The organism is Streptomyces sp. NPDC007875 (assembly GCF_042868035.1).
Taxonomy (GTDB): domain Bacteria; phylum Actinomycetota; class Actinomycetes; order Streptomycetales; family Streptomycetaceae; genus Streptomyces; species Streptomyces antimycoticus.
In genome coordinates, this window is record NZ_JBIADZ010000002.1 from 1 (window position 1) to 13717 (window position 13717).

A 13717-nucleotide genomic window follows, 5' to 3' on the forward strand; every position below is an offset into this window, starting at 1 on the left:
GGCGGGGGGGCCCAGGGGGGGGGCCCGCCCCGCGCCCGCGCCGGTGGGGGCGGCGACCACCCCGCGCCCGGCGCCCCCCGGCGCCAAGCGCGGCCGCCCCCGGGGGGGGGGGGGCCCCCCGGGGGGGGGCCCCCCCCTCCGCCGTTTTTGGGCCCGGGACGGCGGCGGCCCCGGGCGAGCGCGACCCCCGGGCAGCGTGCCCGTCAGAAGCCCCTCGTGCGCTTGGCGGCGCGGCGGCCGGAGGGGTCGACGGTGGCGCCGGGGGTCTTCAGGAAGAGGCGCGCGGCCTCGCCTCCCAGGTTCACCCCTATGGCGATCGCCAGGGCCAGTGCCGCCGCCTGGGTGAGGAACGGAATGCCGCGGTCCAGGTTGCCCTGGGCCAGGGCGAGCAGGCCGAAGTAGGTCGCGCTACCGGGCAGCAGCGGCCCTATCGCCGCCGTGACGTATGGCAGCGCCGAGGCGTACCGATAGCGCGACAGCAACTGGCCGAAGAGGCCGACCAGCCCGGCGGCCACGGTCGTGGCGGCCACCGGCGGGATGTCGGCGGTATCGGCCAGCGCGGCGTAGACCACCCAGGCGACCCCGCCGTTGAGCGTGGCGAACAGCACGGTGTGACGTTCCTGCTGGAGCAGGATGCAGAAGGTCAGCGCGAGCAGCATCGCCGCCAGGATCTGGATCACCGGCCGCTCCACATGGCGCAGCGCCGCCTCCGGGTTCAGCTTGGCGTCGAGCTGGACGCCCCCGTAGAGCACCGTGAGCACCCCGCACACGATGCCCACGATCAGATAGCCGACCTCCAGAAGGCGGGCAGCCGCGGTGATGTAGTAGCCGGTCAGCCCGTCCTGGACGCCCGCGACCAGCGCTCGCCCCGGGATCAGCGCGAACAGCCCACCGGTGATCACTGCGGACGCCTGGAGTCCGGAGTTCATGAGGCTGAGCGCCACGCCCATCGCGGCCGGCGGCATCGCCGCGGCCACGAACTGGTAGAACTCCGGAAGCCCGCGCCCCGAGGCCAGCCACGCCAGCCGGTCGCCGAGCATCGCGCCGATGGCCGCCGCGAAGAAGACCGGCCAGTCACCGCCGACCAGCATGCTCGCCGCGCCGGCCAGCCCTCCGCCGGCCACCGTGAGCGCCCAGCCGGGGTAGGGGTGACGGTTACGGCGTATCTCGGCGAGCCGCCGGTACGCCTCCTCCAGCGTGAACTCCTCCTGCGAGGTGATGTCGTCCACCAGCCGGAAGACCGCCGACAGCCGGGTGTAGTCGGTGCCCCGGCGCCGCACGGTCCGGCTGGCGGTGACCGGGTCGTCCACCAGCGAGCGCTGGTAGCTGACCGACAACAGGGTGAAGGTGACGGTCGGCTCGCAGCGGTCGAGCCCGTACGCGTGCGCCACGCCGAGCATCGCCGCCTCCACGTCCTCGGCCCCCTCGCCGCCCGCGAGCAGCAGCTCGGCGATGCGGAGGGTGAGGTCGAGCACACGCGGCACGGCCGGCCCGGTCTCGTCCTGCTGCTCGACGCGCTCGGGCGTCGGACGCTCGCTGATCGGCATGCGCAGCATCGTGCGCATCCGGTCCTGCCAGGGGGCGTCCTTGGTCAGCCGGACGACGGGGAAGCCGTTCGGCGGGGTGATGGCGGGGAAGCCGCCGGTGGTCTGGTTGTTCTGGGTCTTCACCCCGGGGGGCGGCACGAAGGCCGAACCCTCGGGTTCAACGGAGGTCTCCGCCGTCAGCCCGTTGGGCACGGCGAACTCCGATGTCGGGTGCTCGTCCTCGGGCGGAGGCGGCATGGGTATGCCGAGGGGAGGGGTGAAGGCGCTGTGCGCCTCGTCGGACTGGGGCTTCTGGTTCTCCCCCGTGTCCGTGTCCACCGCGCTCGCACCGCGCGGCACCTGCTGACGGTCCGGCCTCACGTCTCCTCGCTCCTCACCAGCCCTCCCCGTACGGTTCCCAGCAGCCAAGGATGCAGCATCGGCGGCCACCGGAGCCCATTGTGCGGGGCGGTGACCGCCGAGGGGGAGTGGGGGCGGGTGTGCGTGACGGGCGTGAATGCAGGTGAACGAGGTACAGGCGAGACGGGAAACGCCGGGGGTGGCGGGGAACGCCACGGCGGCGGGGCGCCAGGGCGCTCAGCGGCCCCGGCGCTCGGCGTCAGCGCTTGGCGTGGCGTCCGCGCGGCCCCTGGGAGGGGGCACCCGAGGCCGGGCCCTGCGGATCCGGCTCCGCGGCGGCCTCCTTCTTCGCCTTGCCGCGGGCCCGGAGGAACTCGATCACGATCGGGATGATCGACAGCAGCACGATCGCGATCAGCATCAGCTCGATGTGCTCATGGACGAAGTCGACCTTCCCGAGCGCCGCGCCCAGCAGGGTGACGCCGGTGCCCCACAGCACGCCGCCGATGATGTTGAAGATGATGAACGAGCGGTAGTTCATCCGGCTCACGCCCGCGATGATCGGCGTGAACGTCCGCACGATGGGCACGAAGCGGGCCAGGATCAGCGACTTCGGCCCGTGCTTCTCGAAGAACTCATGCGCCTTCTCCACGTTCTCCTGTTTGAAGAGCTTGGAGTCGGGGCGCCGGAACAGCGACGGCCCCACCTTCCGGCCGAAGAGATATCCGACCTGGTCACCGACGATCGCGGCGACCGCGACGGCCACGCACACCAGCCACAGATCCTGCTTGATCACATCGGTGGTCACCAGCAGGCCGGTGGTGAAGAGCAGCGAGTCGCCCGGCAGGAAGAAGCCGATGAGCAGACCGGACTCCGCGAAAACGATGGCCAGGACACCGAGCAGACCGAAGGTTTCGATCAGATAGTCCGGGTCCAGCCACTGAGGGCCGAGCGCGAGGGTGTTCACGGGTGGGAGGCTCCTGGGTCGAGGGAAGCAGGCTCGTGCGAGGCCCGGCCGCAGGGTCGGGGCGGACTGATTCACGGAGAACATCGACAGTGTTCTTCGTTCTTCGCAGTGTGCCGCCCAAAGCTATCAACGCCGTGTGCCTGCCCTTGGTTCCCACCGCAAGGACGCCCGCCGTCGGCCCCACCCTCCAGGGATGCCCCTAGGGCCCTAGCCGTGCCGCTCCGCGTTGGCGAGGATCGCGTCCCGGAGGTAGACGGCCAGCCCCGGCCCGGCCTTGTCGATGTTCTCCGTGAAGCGGTGGTCCGAGACATACATCCGGCCCAGACAGGCGTGCATCTCATGGCCGCACTCGTAGTGGTTCCGGCTGATCCCCTGCCGGTGCTCCTCGGCGAGGTCCATCGCCGCCTCGGACGTCGGCGGGGTGCCCGCGCCCATCAGCGCGAGGAAGCGGTTGCTGAGTTCGTCCGCCTCCTCCTGGATCCGTTTCCAGTCCTCCTTGGTGTACGAGGCCGCCCGGCGCTGGGACTCCTTGTACGCCTCGGTGTTTCCCCAGCGCTGCTCGACCTCCTCCTGGTGCTCGTCCGGGTCGAAGTCCCCGAAGACCTCGAACTTCTCCTCGGGGGTCAGATTGATGCCCATCTTCCGCGCCTCCATGGCCTGTTCGACGGCGGCGGCCATCTTCCGCAGCCGCTCGATCCGGTCGGTCAGCAGCCGGTGCTGACGCCGCAGGTGGGCCTGCGGATCGATATCCGGGTCGTCGAGCAGCACCGCCACCTCTTCGAGCGGAAAGCCGAGCTCCCGGTAGAACAGGATCCGCTGCAGCCGGTCGAGGTCGGCGTCGTCGTAACGCCGGTGCCCGGCCGCGCTGCGGGCGCCGGGGCGCAGCAGCCCGATCTCGTCGTAGTGGTGCAGCGTGCGCACCGTGACGCCGGCGAAGCCCGCGACCTGTCCCACGGAATAGCTCATGACCTGGTCCGCTCTCCTTCAGTTCGGTACGGGTTCCACGGTGCGCCCTTACGTCGCGTGAGGTGCAAGTCCGGATGGCGAAACCCATTGGGCGGCGCGGCGGGCGGCTGCCATCCTGCCGATTGTGCTGGGGATAACCGATCTTTCGACCTATCTGGCCGGTCTGGCCCTGATCATCCTGCTGCCGGGCCCCAATTCGCTGTATGTGGTGTCGGTCGCGGCCCGCCGCGGCCCCCGTACCGGCTATCGGGCGGCGGCCGGGGTGCTGTGCGGGGACACCGTGCTGATGGCGCTGTCCGCGGGCGGGGTGGCCTCGCTGCTGAACGCCAGCCCGGTGCTCTTCGCGGTGGTCAAGTTCGCGGGCGCGGGCTATCTGACCTGGCTGGCGGTGGGCATGCTGCGCGGGGCGCGGGCACTGTGGCGCCGCCGGGCGGGGAGCGCGGTCGGGGCCGCGGCCATGGAGTCCGCGGATGCGGCCAACGGGCCCGCGGACGCGGCCAAGGGGTCCGCGGAGGGCGAGCGCCCGTACCGCAGGGCGCTGGTCATCAGCCTGCTGAACCCGAAGGCGATCCTCTTCTTCATCTCCTTCTTCGTGCAGTTCGTGGATCCGGACTACGCTCATCCCGCGCTGTCCTTCCTGGCGCTGGGCGCCTGGGCGCAGTTGTTCAGCATCACCTATCTGTCGGTGCTGATCTTCAGCGGTACGTATCTGGCGGCCACCTTCCGGCGGCGCCGGCGGCTGAGGGCAGGACTCTCGGCGGCCGCGGGCGCGGCGTTCCTCGGCTTCGCGGCGAAGCTGTCGCTCAGCAGCGCGGGGTAGCGAGGACGGGGCGCGGGGCACGGCGCGGGATCAGGACTTATGGCCGATATGCCCCTAATTTAACGAAGATGGCTCTTCATCAAGGCACTCGTGGCCGGCACGACAGGGAAGAACGCCCCGAATTCTCCATCAATCCGCTCTACGGCGAGGCCAATCCGGTCAGCGGCATGACCGGTAAACCCCCGCGCCGCCGCCTCCCGGACGGGCCGATGGCGGCCACGACCGCGTATCAGTTCGTCCATGACGAGCTGATGCTGGACGGCAACGCCCGCCAGAATCTCGCCACCTTCGTCACCACGTGGATGGAGCCGCAGGCGGGCCAGCTGATGTCCGACTGCCGCGACAAGAACATGATCGACAAGGATGAGTACCCGCGCACCGCCGAACTGGAGCGGCGGTGCGTGGCCATGCTCGCCCATCTGTGGCACGCACCCGACCCGGACACGGTCATGGGTTGCTCCACCACGGGGTCGAGCGAGGCGTGCATGCTGGCCGGAATGGCCTTCAAGCGGCGCTGGGCCAAGCGGAACCCGGTGAGCTATCCGGCGACCGCCCGCCCCAACCTGATCATGGGGACCAATGTCCAGGTGTGCTGGGAGAAGTTCTGCAACTTCTGGGAGGTCGAGGCGCGGCAGGTGCCCATGGAGGGCAACCGGTTCCACCTCGACCCCCAGGCCGCCGCCGAGCTGTGCGACGAGAACACCATCGGGGTCGTGACGATCCTGGGGTCCACCTTCGACGGCTCCTATGAACCCGTCGCCGAGGTGTGCCGGGCGCTGGACGACCTCCAGGAGCGCACGGGCCTGGACATCCCGGTGCATGTCGACGGCGCCTCGGGCGCGATGATCGCGCCGTTTCTCGACCAGGACCTGGTATGGGACTTCCAGCTGCCGCGGGTCGCCTCCATCAACGCCTCGGGGCACAAGTACGGCCTGGTCTACCCCGGGGTGGGGTGGGCGCTGTGGCGAACGTCGGACGCGCTGCCCGAGGACCTGGTCTTCCACGTCGACTACCTGGGCGGCGACATGCCGACGTTCTCGCTCAACTTCTCCCGCCCCGGCGCCCAGGTGGCCGCCCAGTACTACACCTTCGTGCGGCTGGGCCGGGAGGGCTTCCGCGCCGTCCAGCAGAACACCCGCGATGTGGCGCGCTCGCTCGCCGAGCGGATCGAGGCGTTCGGGGACTTCACCATGCTCAGCCGCGGCGACCAGCTGCCGGTGTTCGCGTTCACCACGGCGGAGGGGGTCGGCACCTTCGATGTCTACGACGTCTCCCGGCGGCTGCGCGAACGCGGCTGGCTGGTGCCCGCGTACACCTTCCCGCCCAACCGGGAGGACCTGTCCGTGCTGCGGGTGGTGTGCCGCAACGGCTTCTCGGAGGACCTCGCCGATCTCTTCCTGAACGACCTGGGGTCGCTGCTGCCGGAGCTGCGGTCGCAGCCCGCGCCCTTGGGGAAGGTCGTCAAGGCGTTCCACCACTGAGCCCGGTGTCTCCGGTCCGGGGCACGACGGCGGTCAGCGCGTGCGGGCCGGGGCCCGGAGCAGCTCGGCCCGGCGCCGGACCGCCTCCAGCGCGCCGGGCTTGCGGCCGGGCACCCTGCTCCGCAGCTCCATCAGCGGCGGGGCGAGGGCGCTGGCCCTGACCCGGTCCTGGACGAACTGCCACTGGTGGTGCGCCCGGTCCACGGCCCCCTCGACCTCGGGGTGGCCGACCGGCTCCCCGTTGCCCAGCCGCGCGTCGGCCACCGCGAGCCACAGCTCACAGGCGCGGGCCGGGTCCCCGGCGATACGGGAGAGATCGGCGCGGACCTCCAGCCAGTGGATCGCCTCGTCGGAACGGGGACCGGCGGTCCGGAGGGCCTCCTGCTCCCAGGCGGCCGCCATCGAGGCGGCCTCGCTGTGCCGTCCCGAGTTGGCCGCCTCGAATATCGCCGCGTGCGTGGCGGCGAGCGGATCGGCCACGGGCGCCCGTCTGGGCGGCGGGGGCAGGGGGGCGTGCGTCGGCTGGGGCGGGCGCGGTGATGGTGGCGCCGGTCGGGGATCGGCGGAGAGGAACGATTCGGGAGGGCCCGGCGGCATGCGCGGCGGCGTGACCGTCACCGGCCCGGCTGCCCCAGCCGGGCCGGTCTGCCCGGCCCATCCGGCGGCCTCCGGGCCAGGAGCGGCATCCGGGGCCGGATACGCCTCATCCGGCCCGGCGCCGTCCAGCAGCAGCTCGGGGCCGCTGCCCAACCCTGCCTCCAGCGCGGCCCGCTGGTGCAGCAGCGCGAGCGGCGGACGTTCGGCGGCGCCCCGCAGCAACCCGGCGAACGCCCGGCTGTAGTCCGGCGTCGCCATCCCCCGCTTGGGCGGGGCTCCCCGCTTGGGCGGAGGGGGCGCCACCGTGCCGTACAGCGTCAGCCCGGCCGCGAGTCCGGACGGCCCGGCTGCCCTCAGCGGCGGCCACGCCGTCTCGTCGGCCACCAGATCGGCGACCACGACGGTGCTGCCCGGCGGCCGCCGGCCGAGCTCGGCCGCCAGCCAGTGCCAGGGCAGTGCCGTATAGCGGGCGGTCCTCGGCGTCGTACGGGCCAACGCCAGGTGCGGCAGCCGCTGTTTGGCGTCGAGGGTGAGCTGGCCCGCGAGATGGACCAGCACCGGGCCGGGGTGGGCGGCGGCGGTGCGCAGATGCGTCAGCACGGTCTGCGGGTCGGCCGGGTCCACGAGTTGGACGACGCTGGCGCCGCCCGGTGTGCCCAGCAGCGCCGCCGGCGGTACGGCGGCGAGCTGAGGCAGCGCGGCGGCCGCGTCCATCAGTCGCTGTTTGCCGGCCGGGCCGGCGGCGAGCAGCAGGGCGTATCCGGGCCCGCTCGCCGTCTCCGCCCCCGTGCCCGACCTGTCGTTCCCCATATATGCACCGTATCCGCAACCGGCGACGACCGGTGGGGGGTGTGACCCGCCGGGCGTCGAGCAGCGGTGTGGCCGGCTCCGGGTCCGGCCGGGGCCGGCGGTCCGGGCCCGGGCCGCCGTCAGCGGCTGAGCCGCCCGTAACACCGCACGGCCAGCGGCGCGAAGACCGCGATGAGCCCCAGTGGCCAGCAGACGGCGAGGAGATGGGCATGGTCCGCGGCCCAGCCCTCGCCGCCGCCACCGGGGCCGCCGAACAGATCGCGGATCGCGGTGGCCGTCGCCGACATCGGGTTCCAGACCGCGAGGGCGCCGAGCCAGCCGGGCATGGTTTCGGGCGAGGCGAAGACATTGGAGAGGAAGCCCACCGGCCAGACGAGGATCTGCACGGCCTGCACCATCTCCGGGCGTCCGGCGGCCATGCCCAGGAAGATCCCGAGCCACAGCATCGCGAAGCGCAGCCACAGCAGCAGCCCGACGGCGAGAAGCCCGTCGCCGAGTCCGCCGTGCCACCGCCAGCCCATCGCCAGACCGACCCCGAGCAGGACGAACAGACCGAGCGCCGACTGGAGCATGTCCAGCACGCTGCGCCCGGCCAGGACCGCCGAGCGGGCCATCGGCATCGAGCGGAAGCGGTCGATGACGCCCTTGTTGAGGTCCTGGGTGATGGCGAGCATCGTCCCTTCGAGACCGAACACCATGGTGAGCGCGAGCGTGCCCGGCACCAGGAAGTCCTTGTAGTCACCGCCGCCCGGGACGGTCATCCCGCCGCCGAGGAAGTAGGCGAACATCAGCAGCATCATCACCGGGAAGACCAGCTGAACGACCACCTGAACGGGCTGCCGGGCCCAGTGGGCGAGTCCGCGGCGGGTCATGGTCCAGGAGTCGATGAGGGTCGCGGTCGTCATACGGGGGTCTCCTCCTTCTTGTCCGTGTCCGCCTGTTCCCCGGTGAGATGCAGGAAGACCTCGTCGAGGGTGGGGCGGCGCAGCACGATGTCCTCCGCCTCGATCCCGGCCGCCGCCAGCGCCCGTACGGTCTCGGTGAGCGCGGCGACCCGGTCGGTGACCCGCGCGCCGAGCCGCCGGCGGTCGGGGTCGGTCTCGACCTCACCGGCGCGGGTCGCCATGCCCACGACCGAGGCGGCGGCGGGCAGTTGCCCCGCGTCGCGCAGCACCACCTCGATACGGTCCCCGCCGAGCCGGGCCTTGAGCTCGTCGGCGGTCCCGTCGGCGATGGCCCGCCCGCCGTCGATCACGCAGACGCGGTCGGCGAGTTGATCCGCCTCCTCCAGGTACTGGGTGGTGAGCAGCACGGTCGTACCGCCGTCCACCAGTGAACGGACCGCGTTCCACACCTCCGTACGGCCCCGGGGGTCGAGCCCGGTGGTCGGCTCGTCCAGGAAGAGGATCCGCGGCCGCATGACGAGGCTCGCCGCGAGGTCCAGCCTGCGCCGCATCCCGCCGCTGTACTGGCTGACGGCCTTGGTGCCGGTGCCGTCCAGGCCGAACCATTCCAGCAACTCGTCGGCGCGGGCTGCCGCCTGCCGACCGCCCAGGTGGTAGAGGCGGCCGAACATCTCCAGGTTCTGCCGTCCGCTCAGCTCCTCGTCCACCGCGGCGTGCTGCCCGACCAGGCCGATGCGGTAGCGGACCTGGTCGGGGTCGCGCAGCACGTCGTACCCGGCGACCTCGGCCCGGCCGCCGTCGTGCCGCAGCAGGGTGGCCAGGATCCGTACACAGGTGGTCTTGCCCGCGCCGTTGGGGCCGAGCACGGCGTGCACGGTGCCCTGCGGGACGGTCAGATCGAGCCCGGCGAGGGCTTGCTTGTCCCGGTAGGTCTTCCGTAGTCCCTCGACGACGATCGCGGGATCGCTGTCGGTCAAGGTCTTCCCCTCTCCTTCTGTGCTTCTCCGGGGCCTTCTGTGCTTCCCCGAATCCCGTAGTCAAGTTTGACTACGGAGCCCGGAACGTACTGCCCGCGACTGCCGCTAGTCAAACTTGATTAATAGCGAGGACCGCCGTCAGCCGTCCTCCCCCGGCATGGCCTTTCTCAGTCCGCGTCGGGCACGGCGAACGGGTTGGGGACGCCGTCCGGCAGCACCTCCACCGAGCGCTCCCCCTCGCCCGCCATCACATACGCCCCGCCCTCGAGCCGCTCGATCAGCCCACGGGTCCACTCCGCGCCGCTGTCCGCGGAGTGCACCCAGAACTTCATGATCTCGCCGATATGGCCCCACTCCTCGGGGGTGCCATCCGGCGGCGTCCAGTGCCGGGTCACCTCGGCCCGCCACTCCTCCAGCGCCGCCACCCGCTGCTTCAGCAGGGCGATCGCCTCGGTACGGGGCAGGTCGACGATGAAACCCACCCCGGCCGTCAGCTCGTCGATCTTCTGGTCATGGCGCAGCAACGCATCCCGCAGCAGCCGGAAGTACTCCTCCTCGCCCGCCTCGGTCAGCTCGTACTCGGTCCGCGGCGGCCCGCCGACCGTGCTCGGCGCGACGTCGTGCGCGCGCATCAGGCCCTGTTTGGCCATCTGTTTGAGGGCGTGGTAGATCGAGCCGGGTTTGGCGTTGGACCACTCATGCGCACCCCAGAACTCCAGGTCGTTACGGACCTGATAGCCGTGCGCCCGCCCGTGCTGGCGCACGGCCCCCAGCACCAGCAACCGGATCGCTGACATCGCCCGCTCTTCTCCATCCTGGTCCCGGCCCCGCCGTGACCAGGCTAGAGGGTGTCTCCCGGATCATGCCGCGCTCGCGGGGCCTGACATGATCCGGGGGCGCCCCTGGCCGTCGCCGGGCCCGGCGGATCACCCCTCCAGGATCGACCAGTCCGGCTCCGGCATCGCCCCGGTCTCGAAGACCAGGTCGAAGGCGCCCTTGCCGTCGATCGTCTCGCGGATGATGTCGGCGTGACCGGCGTGCCGGGCCAGCTCCTCGATCAGATGGAGGATGGCCCAGCGCCAGGTGCGGGTGCCCCCCTCGTCCCAGGGCAGCCGGAGAGCCTCGAAGGTCGCGTCCAGCGACGGCAGGGCCCGCACCGCCTCATCGGTCTCGCGCGCCACCTCCTCGTACAGGGCGAGCATCGCCTCCACCGTCTCGTCCTCGGTGGGCTCGAAGGTGTGCTCCCACTCGGCCATCATGTCCTTGGGGTCCCCCACCTTGCCCTGGAGGACGCGCAGCCAGCCGCGCTCGCCCGTGGCCACGTGCTTGAGCACCCCGGCCAGCGAGAGCGCGCTCGCGCTGGGGGTGCTGCGGGCCTGCTCCTCGGTCAGGCCGTGCACCGAGCGCCGGATGCCACCGCGCTGCGCGTCCAGGTACGCGAGCAGCGCACCGCGCTCGTCGTTACATGCCTCGGGGTTCACGATCACGGGCATGGCTGCCGCCTCTCATCTGGAGGGCGCCCGGGTCCGGCGCCCTTCGATGAACCCCACGTTAGGAAGGCTTGCGGTCAGCTTCTGTCCGCGTGTCGGCGCGCGTTTTCGTCCCCGGCTCAGAACGGGAACTGGCTCCGGCCGTGCTGGATGGAGATCCACTTGGTGGTGGTGAAGTCCTCGATCATCGACTCCCCGTTGAGCCGCCCGAGACCGGAGTGCTTCTCCCCGCCGAACGGCACGATCGGCTCGTCGTGGACCGTGCTGTCGTTCACATGGATCATGCCGGTGTGGATCCGCTGGGCGAACCGCACCCCGCGCTCGATGTCGCCGGTGTGCACGGCACCGCTGAGCCCGTAGTCCGTGTCGTTGGCGATCCGGACGGCCTCCTCGTCGCCGTCGAACGGAATCAGCGTCACCACCGGGCCGAAGATCTCCTGCCCGAGGATCGCCGCGCCCTCCGGGACCCCGCTGAGCACGGTCGGCCCCATCAGGGTGCCCTCGGTGCGCCCCCGCACCAGCGCGGTGGCGCCATCGGCGATCGTCTGCTCGACGAGCGAGGCGATCGCCTCGGCCTGGCCCTCGTTGATCAGCGGGCCGATGTGGGTGGTGGGGTCGCCCGGGTCGCCCACCTTCAGCGTCTCCACCTTGGCCACGAACTTCTCGGTGAACTCCCGCTCCACCGCCCGGTCCACCAGCACCCGGTTGGCCGCCATGCAGACCTGCCCCTGGTGGACGAAGCGGCTGAAGACGGCCGCGTCGACCGCGTAGTCCAGGTCGGCGTCGTCGAGCACGACCAGCGCGCTGTTGCCGCCCAGTTCCAGGACCGTGCGCTTGAAGTGGGAGGCGGCCACGGTGGCGACATGCCGGCCGACCTTGTCGGAGCCGGTGAAGGAGATCACCTTCGGTATGGGGTGCTCGATCAGGGCATCGCCGATCTCCGCTATGTCGGTGACCACGACATTGAGCAGCCCGGCGGGCAGCCCGGCCTCCTCGAAGATCTTGGCGACCAGGCCACCGCCGCAGACCGGGGTGTTCTGATGCGGCTTGAGGACGACGGCGTTGCCGAGCGCCAGCGCGGGGGCGACCGACTTCAGCGACAGCAGGAAGGGGAAGTTGAAGGGGCTGATGACGCCGACCACGCCCACCGGCAGCCGGTAGAGGCGGTTCTCCTTGCCGTCGACCGGCGACGGCAGGATGCGGCCCTCGGGCCGCAGCGCCAAATGGACCGCCTCACGCAGGAACTCCTTGGCGAGATGCAGCTCGAAGCCCGCCTTCACATGAGTGCCGCCGCACTCCGCGATGATCGTCTCGGTGAGCTCCTTCTCGCGGTCCTCGATGATCCGCAGCGCCCGCTCGAAGACCGCCCGCCGGGCATAGGGGTTGGTGCCGCCCCACTCCGGCTGTGCCCGCTCGGCCGCCCGATAGGCCAGGTCCACCTCCTCGACGGTCGCCACGGTGATGGAGGCCAGCTTCTCCCCGTTGTAGGGGTTGAAGTCGACGATGTCCCAGGAACCGCTTCCGCCGCGCCACTCACCGTCGATGAACTGAAGGGCCAACTCGGAGAAGTAGGACATGCCATCCCTATCTGCAGGACGCGGTGCCGCGCTCCGACAGCCGCGCACGGGTGGGGGGTATTCCTGACAGAACGTCATCCTACTGACGAGTCAGGCGTCGTGAAGGAGCCCTCGGAGCAAATCCCGGCTCTTCTCCGGAGAGAGGCTGTCCGCGCTGAGCCGCTCCAGCACCCGCTCGTACTGGGAGACCTCGTCGCGCTTGTCCAGATAGAGCGCGCTGGTGAGCTGTTCCAGATAGACGATGTCGGGGAGGTCGGACTCCGGGAAGCGCAGCCGGGTGAACGCCCCGCTCTCCCCCGCGTGCCCGCCGAAGGCGAACGGCATCACCTGGAGCGTCACGTGTCGATGCTCGGAGACCGTGATCAGATGGCGCAGCTGGGCGGACATCACGCCGCGCCCGCCGTAAGGGCGGTGCAGCGCGGCCTCGTCCAGCACCACATGGAACGCCGGGGCGCGCTCGGAGACCAGCAGCTTCTGCCGCTCGAGGCGCAGCGCCACCCGCCGCTCGACCTCCTCGGTGCACGCCTGGGGCTGGCCGCGGGTGACCACGGCGTGGGCGTAGCCCTCGGTCTGCAGCAGACCGTGCACGAACTGGACCTCGTAGCAGGCGATATGGGAGGCGGCGCCCTCCAGGCCGACATAGGTCTGGAACCAGCCGGGCAGCACATCGCCGTAACTGTGCCACCACCCGGCGACATTGGCCTCGCGGACAAGCCCGAGAAGTGCCGCGCGCTCCGCGTCGTCGGTGACTCCGTACAGCGTGAGCAGATCCTCGATGTCCCGCGCCTTGAAGCTCACCCGGCCCAACTCCATGCGGCTGATCTTGGATTCGGAGGCCCGGATCGAATAGCCCGCCGCCTCGCGGGTGATGCCGCGAGCCTCGCGCAACCGTCTGAGCTGAGAGCCCAGGAGGATACGGCGCACGACCGATCCACTCGACTCGCCTGCGGCCATTTCCGCGATCCTCCCTGTACGGAAAGCATCCTTGCGAACGGCGCCCCCGCAGCCTCTGAGGGTGAAGTCTGCCACTGTTCGGGCTCCGCGCCGTAGGCGTGTCGTTACTCAGCCCGAGGTTGTACGTCAGTGTACGGAGTCAGATATCCGACTAAAACCGATCGTTTCGGACCAAGTGATGTGCGTGCACGTGCATTTGCCCTTGCATCCGACGTGCGCATTCGGAACCATAGGCTGTGCGCACGTGCTAGCTGGTACGAAATCTGGCCAGAGTTCGTCACGGCCAC

Annotated in this window: 12 protein-coding genes; 2 read left to right on the plus strand and 10 right to left on the minus strand. The window is 70.9% G+C overall.

Annotation, left to right across the window (positions count from 1 at the left end; translation table 11 throughout):
• Nucleotides 1-203: 203 nt before the first annotated feature.
• From ACFYOY_RS03670 to ACFYOY_RS03680, 3 genes are all read right to left on the minus strand, one after another.
• Entirely contained in the window at nt 204-1907 is a 1704-nt protein-coding gene (locus ACFYOY_RS03670; RefSeq protein ID WP_351881937.1) for a threonine/serine exporter family protein, read from the minus strand.
• A 238-nt stretch (nt 1908-2145) separates the two neighbouring features.
• Nucleotides 2146-2853 (minus strand): DedA family protein, encoded by a 708-nt coding sequence (locus ACFYOY_RS03675; RefSeq protein ID WP_078642186.1) that lies wholly within the window; start codon nt 2851-2853, stop codon nt 2146-2148.
• A gap of 207 nt (nt 2854-3060) precedes the next feature.
• Nucleotides 3061-3819 (minus strand): MerR family transcriptional regulator, encoded by a 759-nt coding sequence (locus ACFYOY_RS03680; protein ID WP_351881939.1) that lies wholly within the window; start codon nt 3817-3819, stop codon nt 3061-3063.
• A gap of 124 nt (nt 3820-3943) precedes the next feature.
• Here ACFYOY_RS03680 and leuE point away from each other — a divergent pair, with 124 nt between their 5' ends.
• Together leuE and ACFYOY_RS03690 are read left to right on the plus strand one after the other, a co-directional pair.
• Nucleotides 3944-4639 carry a leucine efflux protein LeuE gene (gene leuE, locus ACFYOY_RS03685; protein WP_351881941.1) on the plus strand — a complete coding sequence of 232 codons (696 nt, stop codon included), beginning with the start codon at nt 3944-3946 and terminating at the stop codon, nt 4637-4639.
• Between the two features lie 68 nt (nt 4640-4707).
• Nucleotides 4708-6120, plus strand: a complete 1413-nt coding sequence (locus tag ACFYOY_RS03690; protein WP_388584612.1) for a glutamate decarboxylase — start codon at nt 4708-4710, stop codon at nt 6118-6120.
• Nucleotides 6121-6153: 33 nt separating this feature from the next.
• Here the strand turns inward: ACFYOY_RS03690 and ACFYOY_RS03695 are convergent, their stop codons facing one another.
• From ACFYOY_RS03695 to ACFYOY_RS03725, 7 genes are all read right to left on the minus strand, one after another.
• Nucleotides 6154-7527, minus strand: coding sequence for a hypothetical protein (locus ACFYOY_RS03695; RefSeq protein ID WP_351881945.1), 1374 nt, complete (start codon nt 7525-7527; stop codon nt 6154-6156).
• A gap of 119 nt (nt 7528-7646) precedes the next feature.
• Nucleotides 7647-8432 carry an ABC transporter permease gene (locus ACFYOY_RS03700; RefSeq protein WP_351881947.1) on the minus strand — a complete coding sequence of 262 codons (786 nt, stop codon included), beginning with the start codon at nt 8430-8432 and terminating at the stop codon, nt 7647-7649.
• Nucleotides 8429-9409: an ATP-binding cassette domain-containing protein gene (locus ACFYOY_RS03705; protein ID WP_351881949.1), complete on the minus strand. Its 981-nt coding sequence runs from the start codon at nt 9407-9409 to the stop codon at nt 8429-8431. The genes ACFYOY_RS03700 and ACFYOY_RS03705 overlap by 4 nt, the downstream gene beginning before the upstream one ends.
• Nucleotides 9410-9576: 167 nt before the next feature.
• Nucleotides 9577-10206: a PadR family transcriptional regulator gene (locus ACFYOY_RS03710; protein ID WP_351881951.1), complete on the minus strand. Its 630-nt coding sequence runs from the start codon at nt 10204-10206 to the stop codon at nt 9577-9579.
• A 129-nt stretch (nt 10207-10335) separates the two neighbouring features.
• The gene (locus ACFYOY_RS03715; protein WP_351881953.1) at nt 10336-10902 is read right to left on the minus strand and encodes a DinB family protein; all 567 of its coding nucleotides are present in this window, start codon (nt 10900-10902) and stop codon (nt 10336-10338) included.
• Nucleotides 10903-11018: 116 nt separating this feature from the next.
• A complete protein-coding gene (locus ACFYOY_RS03720; protein WP_351881955.1) occupies nt 11019-12476 on the minus strand; it encodes an aldehyde dehydrogenase family protein in 1458 nt (485 codons plus the stop codon).
• Nucleotides 12477-12566: 90 nt separating this feature from the next.
• Complete coding sequence (locus ACFYOY_RS03725; protein ID WP_351881957.1) at nt 12567-13430, minus strand: helix-turn-helix transcriptional regulator; 864 nt, start codon at nt 13428-13430, stop codon at nt 12567-12569.
• Between the last annotated feature and the right edge of the window lie 287 nt (nt 13431-13717).

Bases quoted from the DNA above. Each gene is read 5' to 3' on its own strand.
- ACFYOY_RS03680 (WP_351881939.1), bottom strand. From the start codon at position 3,819: ATGAGCTATTCCGTGGGACAGGTCGCGGGCTTCGCCGGCGTCACGGTG.
- ACFYOY_RS03690 (WP_388584612.1), top strand. From the start codon at position 4,708: ATGGCTCTTCATCAAGGCACTCGTGGCCGGCACGACAGGGAAGAACGC.
- ACFYOY_RS03695 (WP_351881945.1), bottom strand. From the start codon at position 7,527: ATGGGGAACGACAGGTCGGGCACGGGGGCGGAGACGGCGAGCGGGCCC.
- ACFYOY_RS03700 (WP_351881947.1), bottom strand. From the start codon at position 8,432: ATGACGACCGCGACCCTCATCGACTCCTGGACCATGACCCGCCGCGGA.
- ACFYOY_RS03710 (WP_351881951.1), bottom strand. From the start codon at position 10,206: ATGTCAGCGATCCGGTTGCTGGTGCTGGGGGCCGTGCGCCAGCACGGG.
- ACFYOY_RS03715 (WP_351881953.1), bottom strand. From the start codon at position 10,902: ATGCCCGTGATCGTGAACCCCGAGGCATGTAACGACGAGCGCGGTGCG.
- ACFYOY_RS03720 (WP_351881955.1), bottom strand. From the start codon at position 12,476: ATGTCCTACTTCTCCGAGTTGGCCCTTCAGTTCATCGACGGTGAGTGG.
- ACFYOY_RS03725 (WP_351881957.1), bottom strand. From the start codon at position 13,430: ATGGCCGCAGGCGAGTCGAGTGGATCGGTCGTGCGCCGTATCCTCCTG.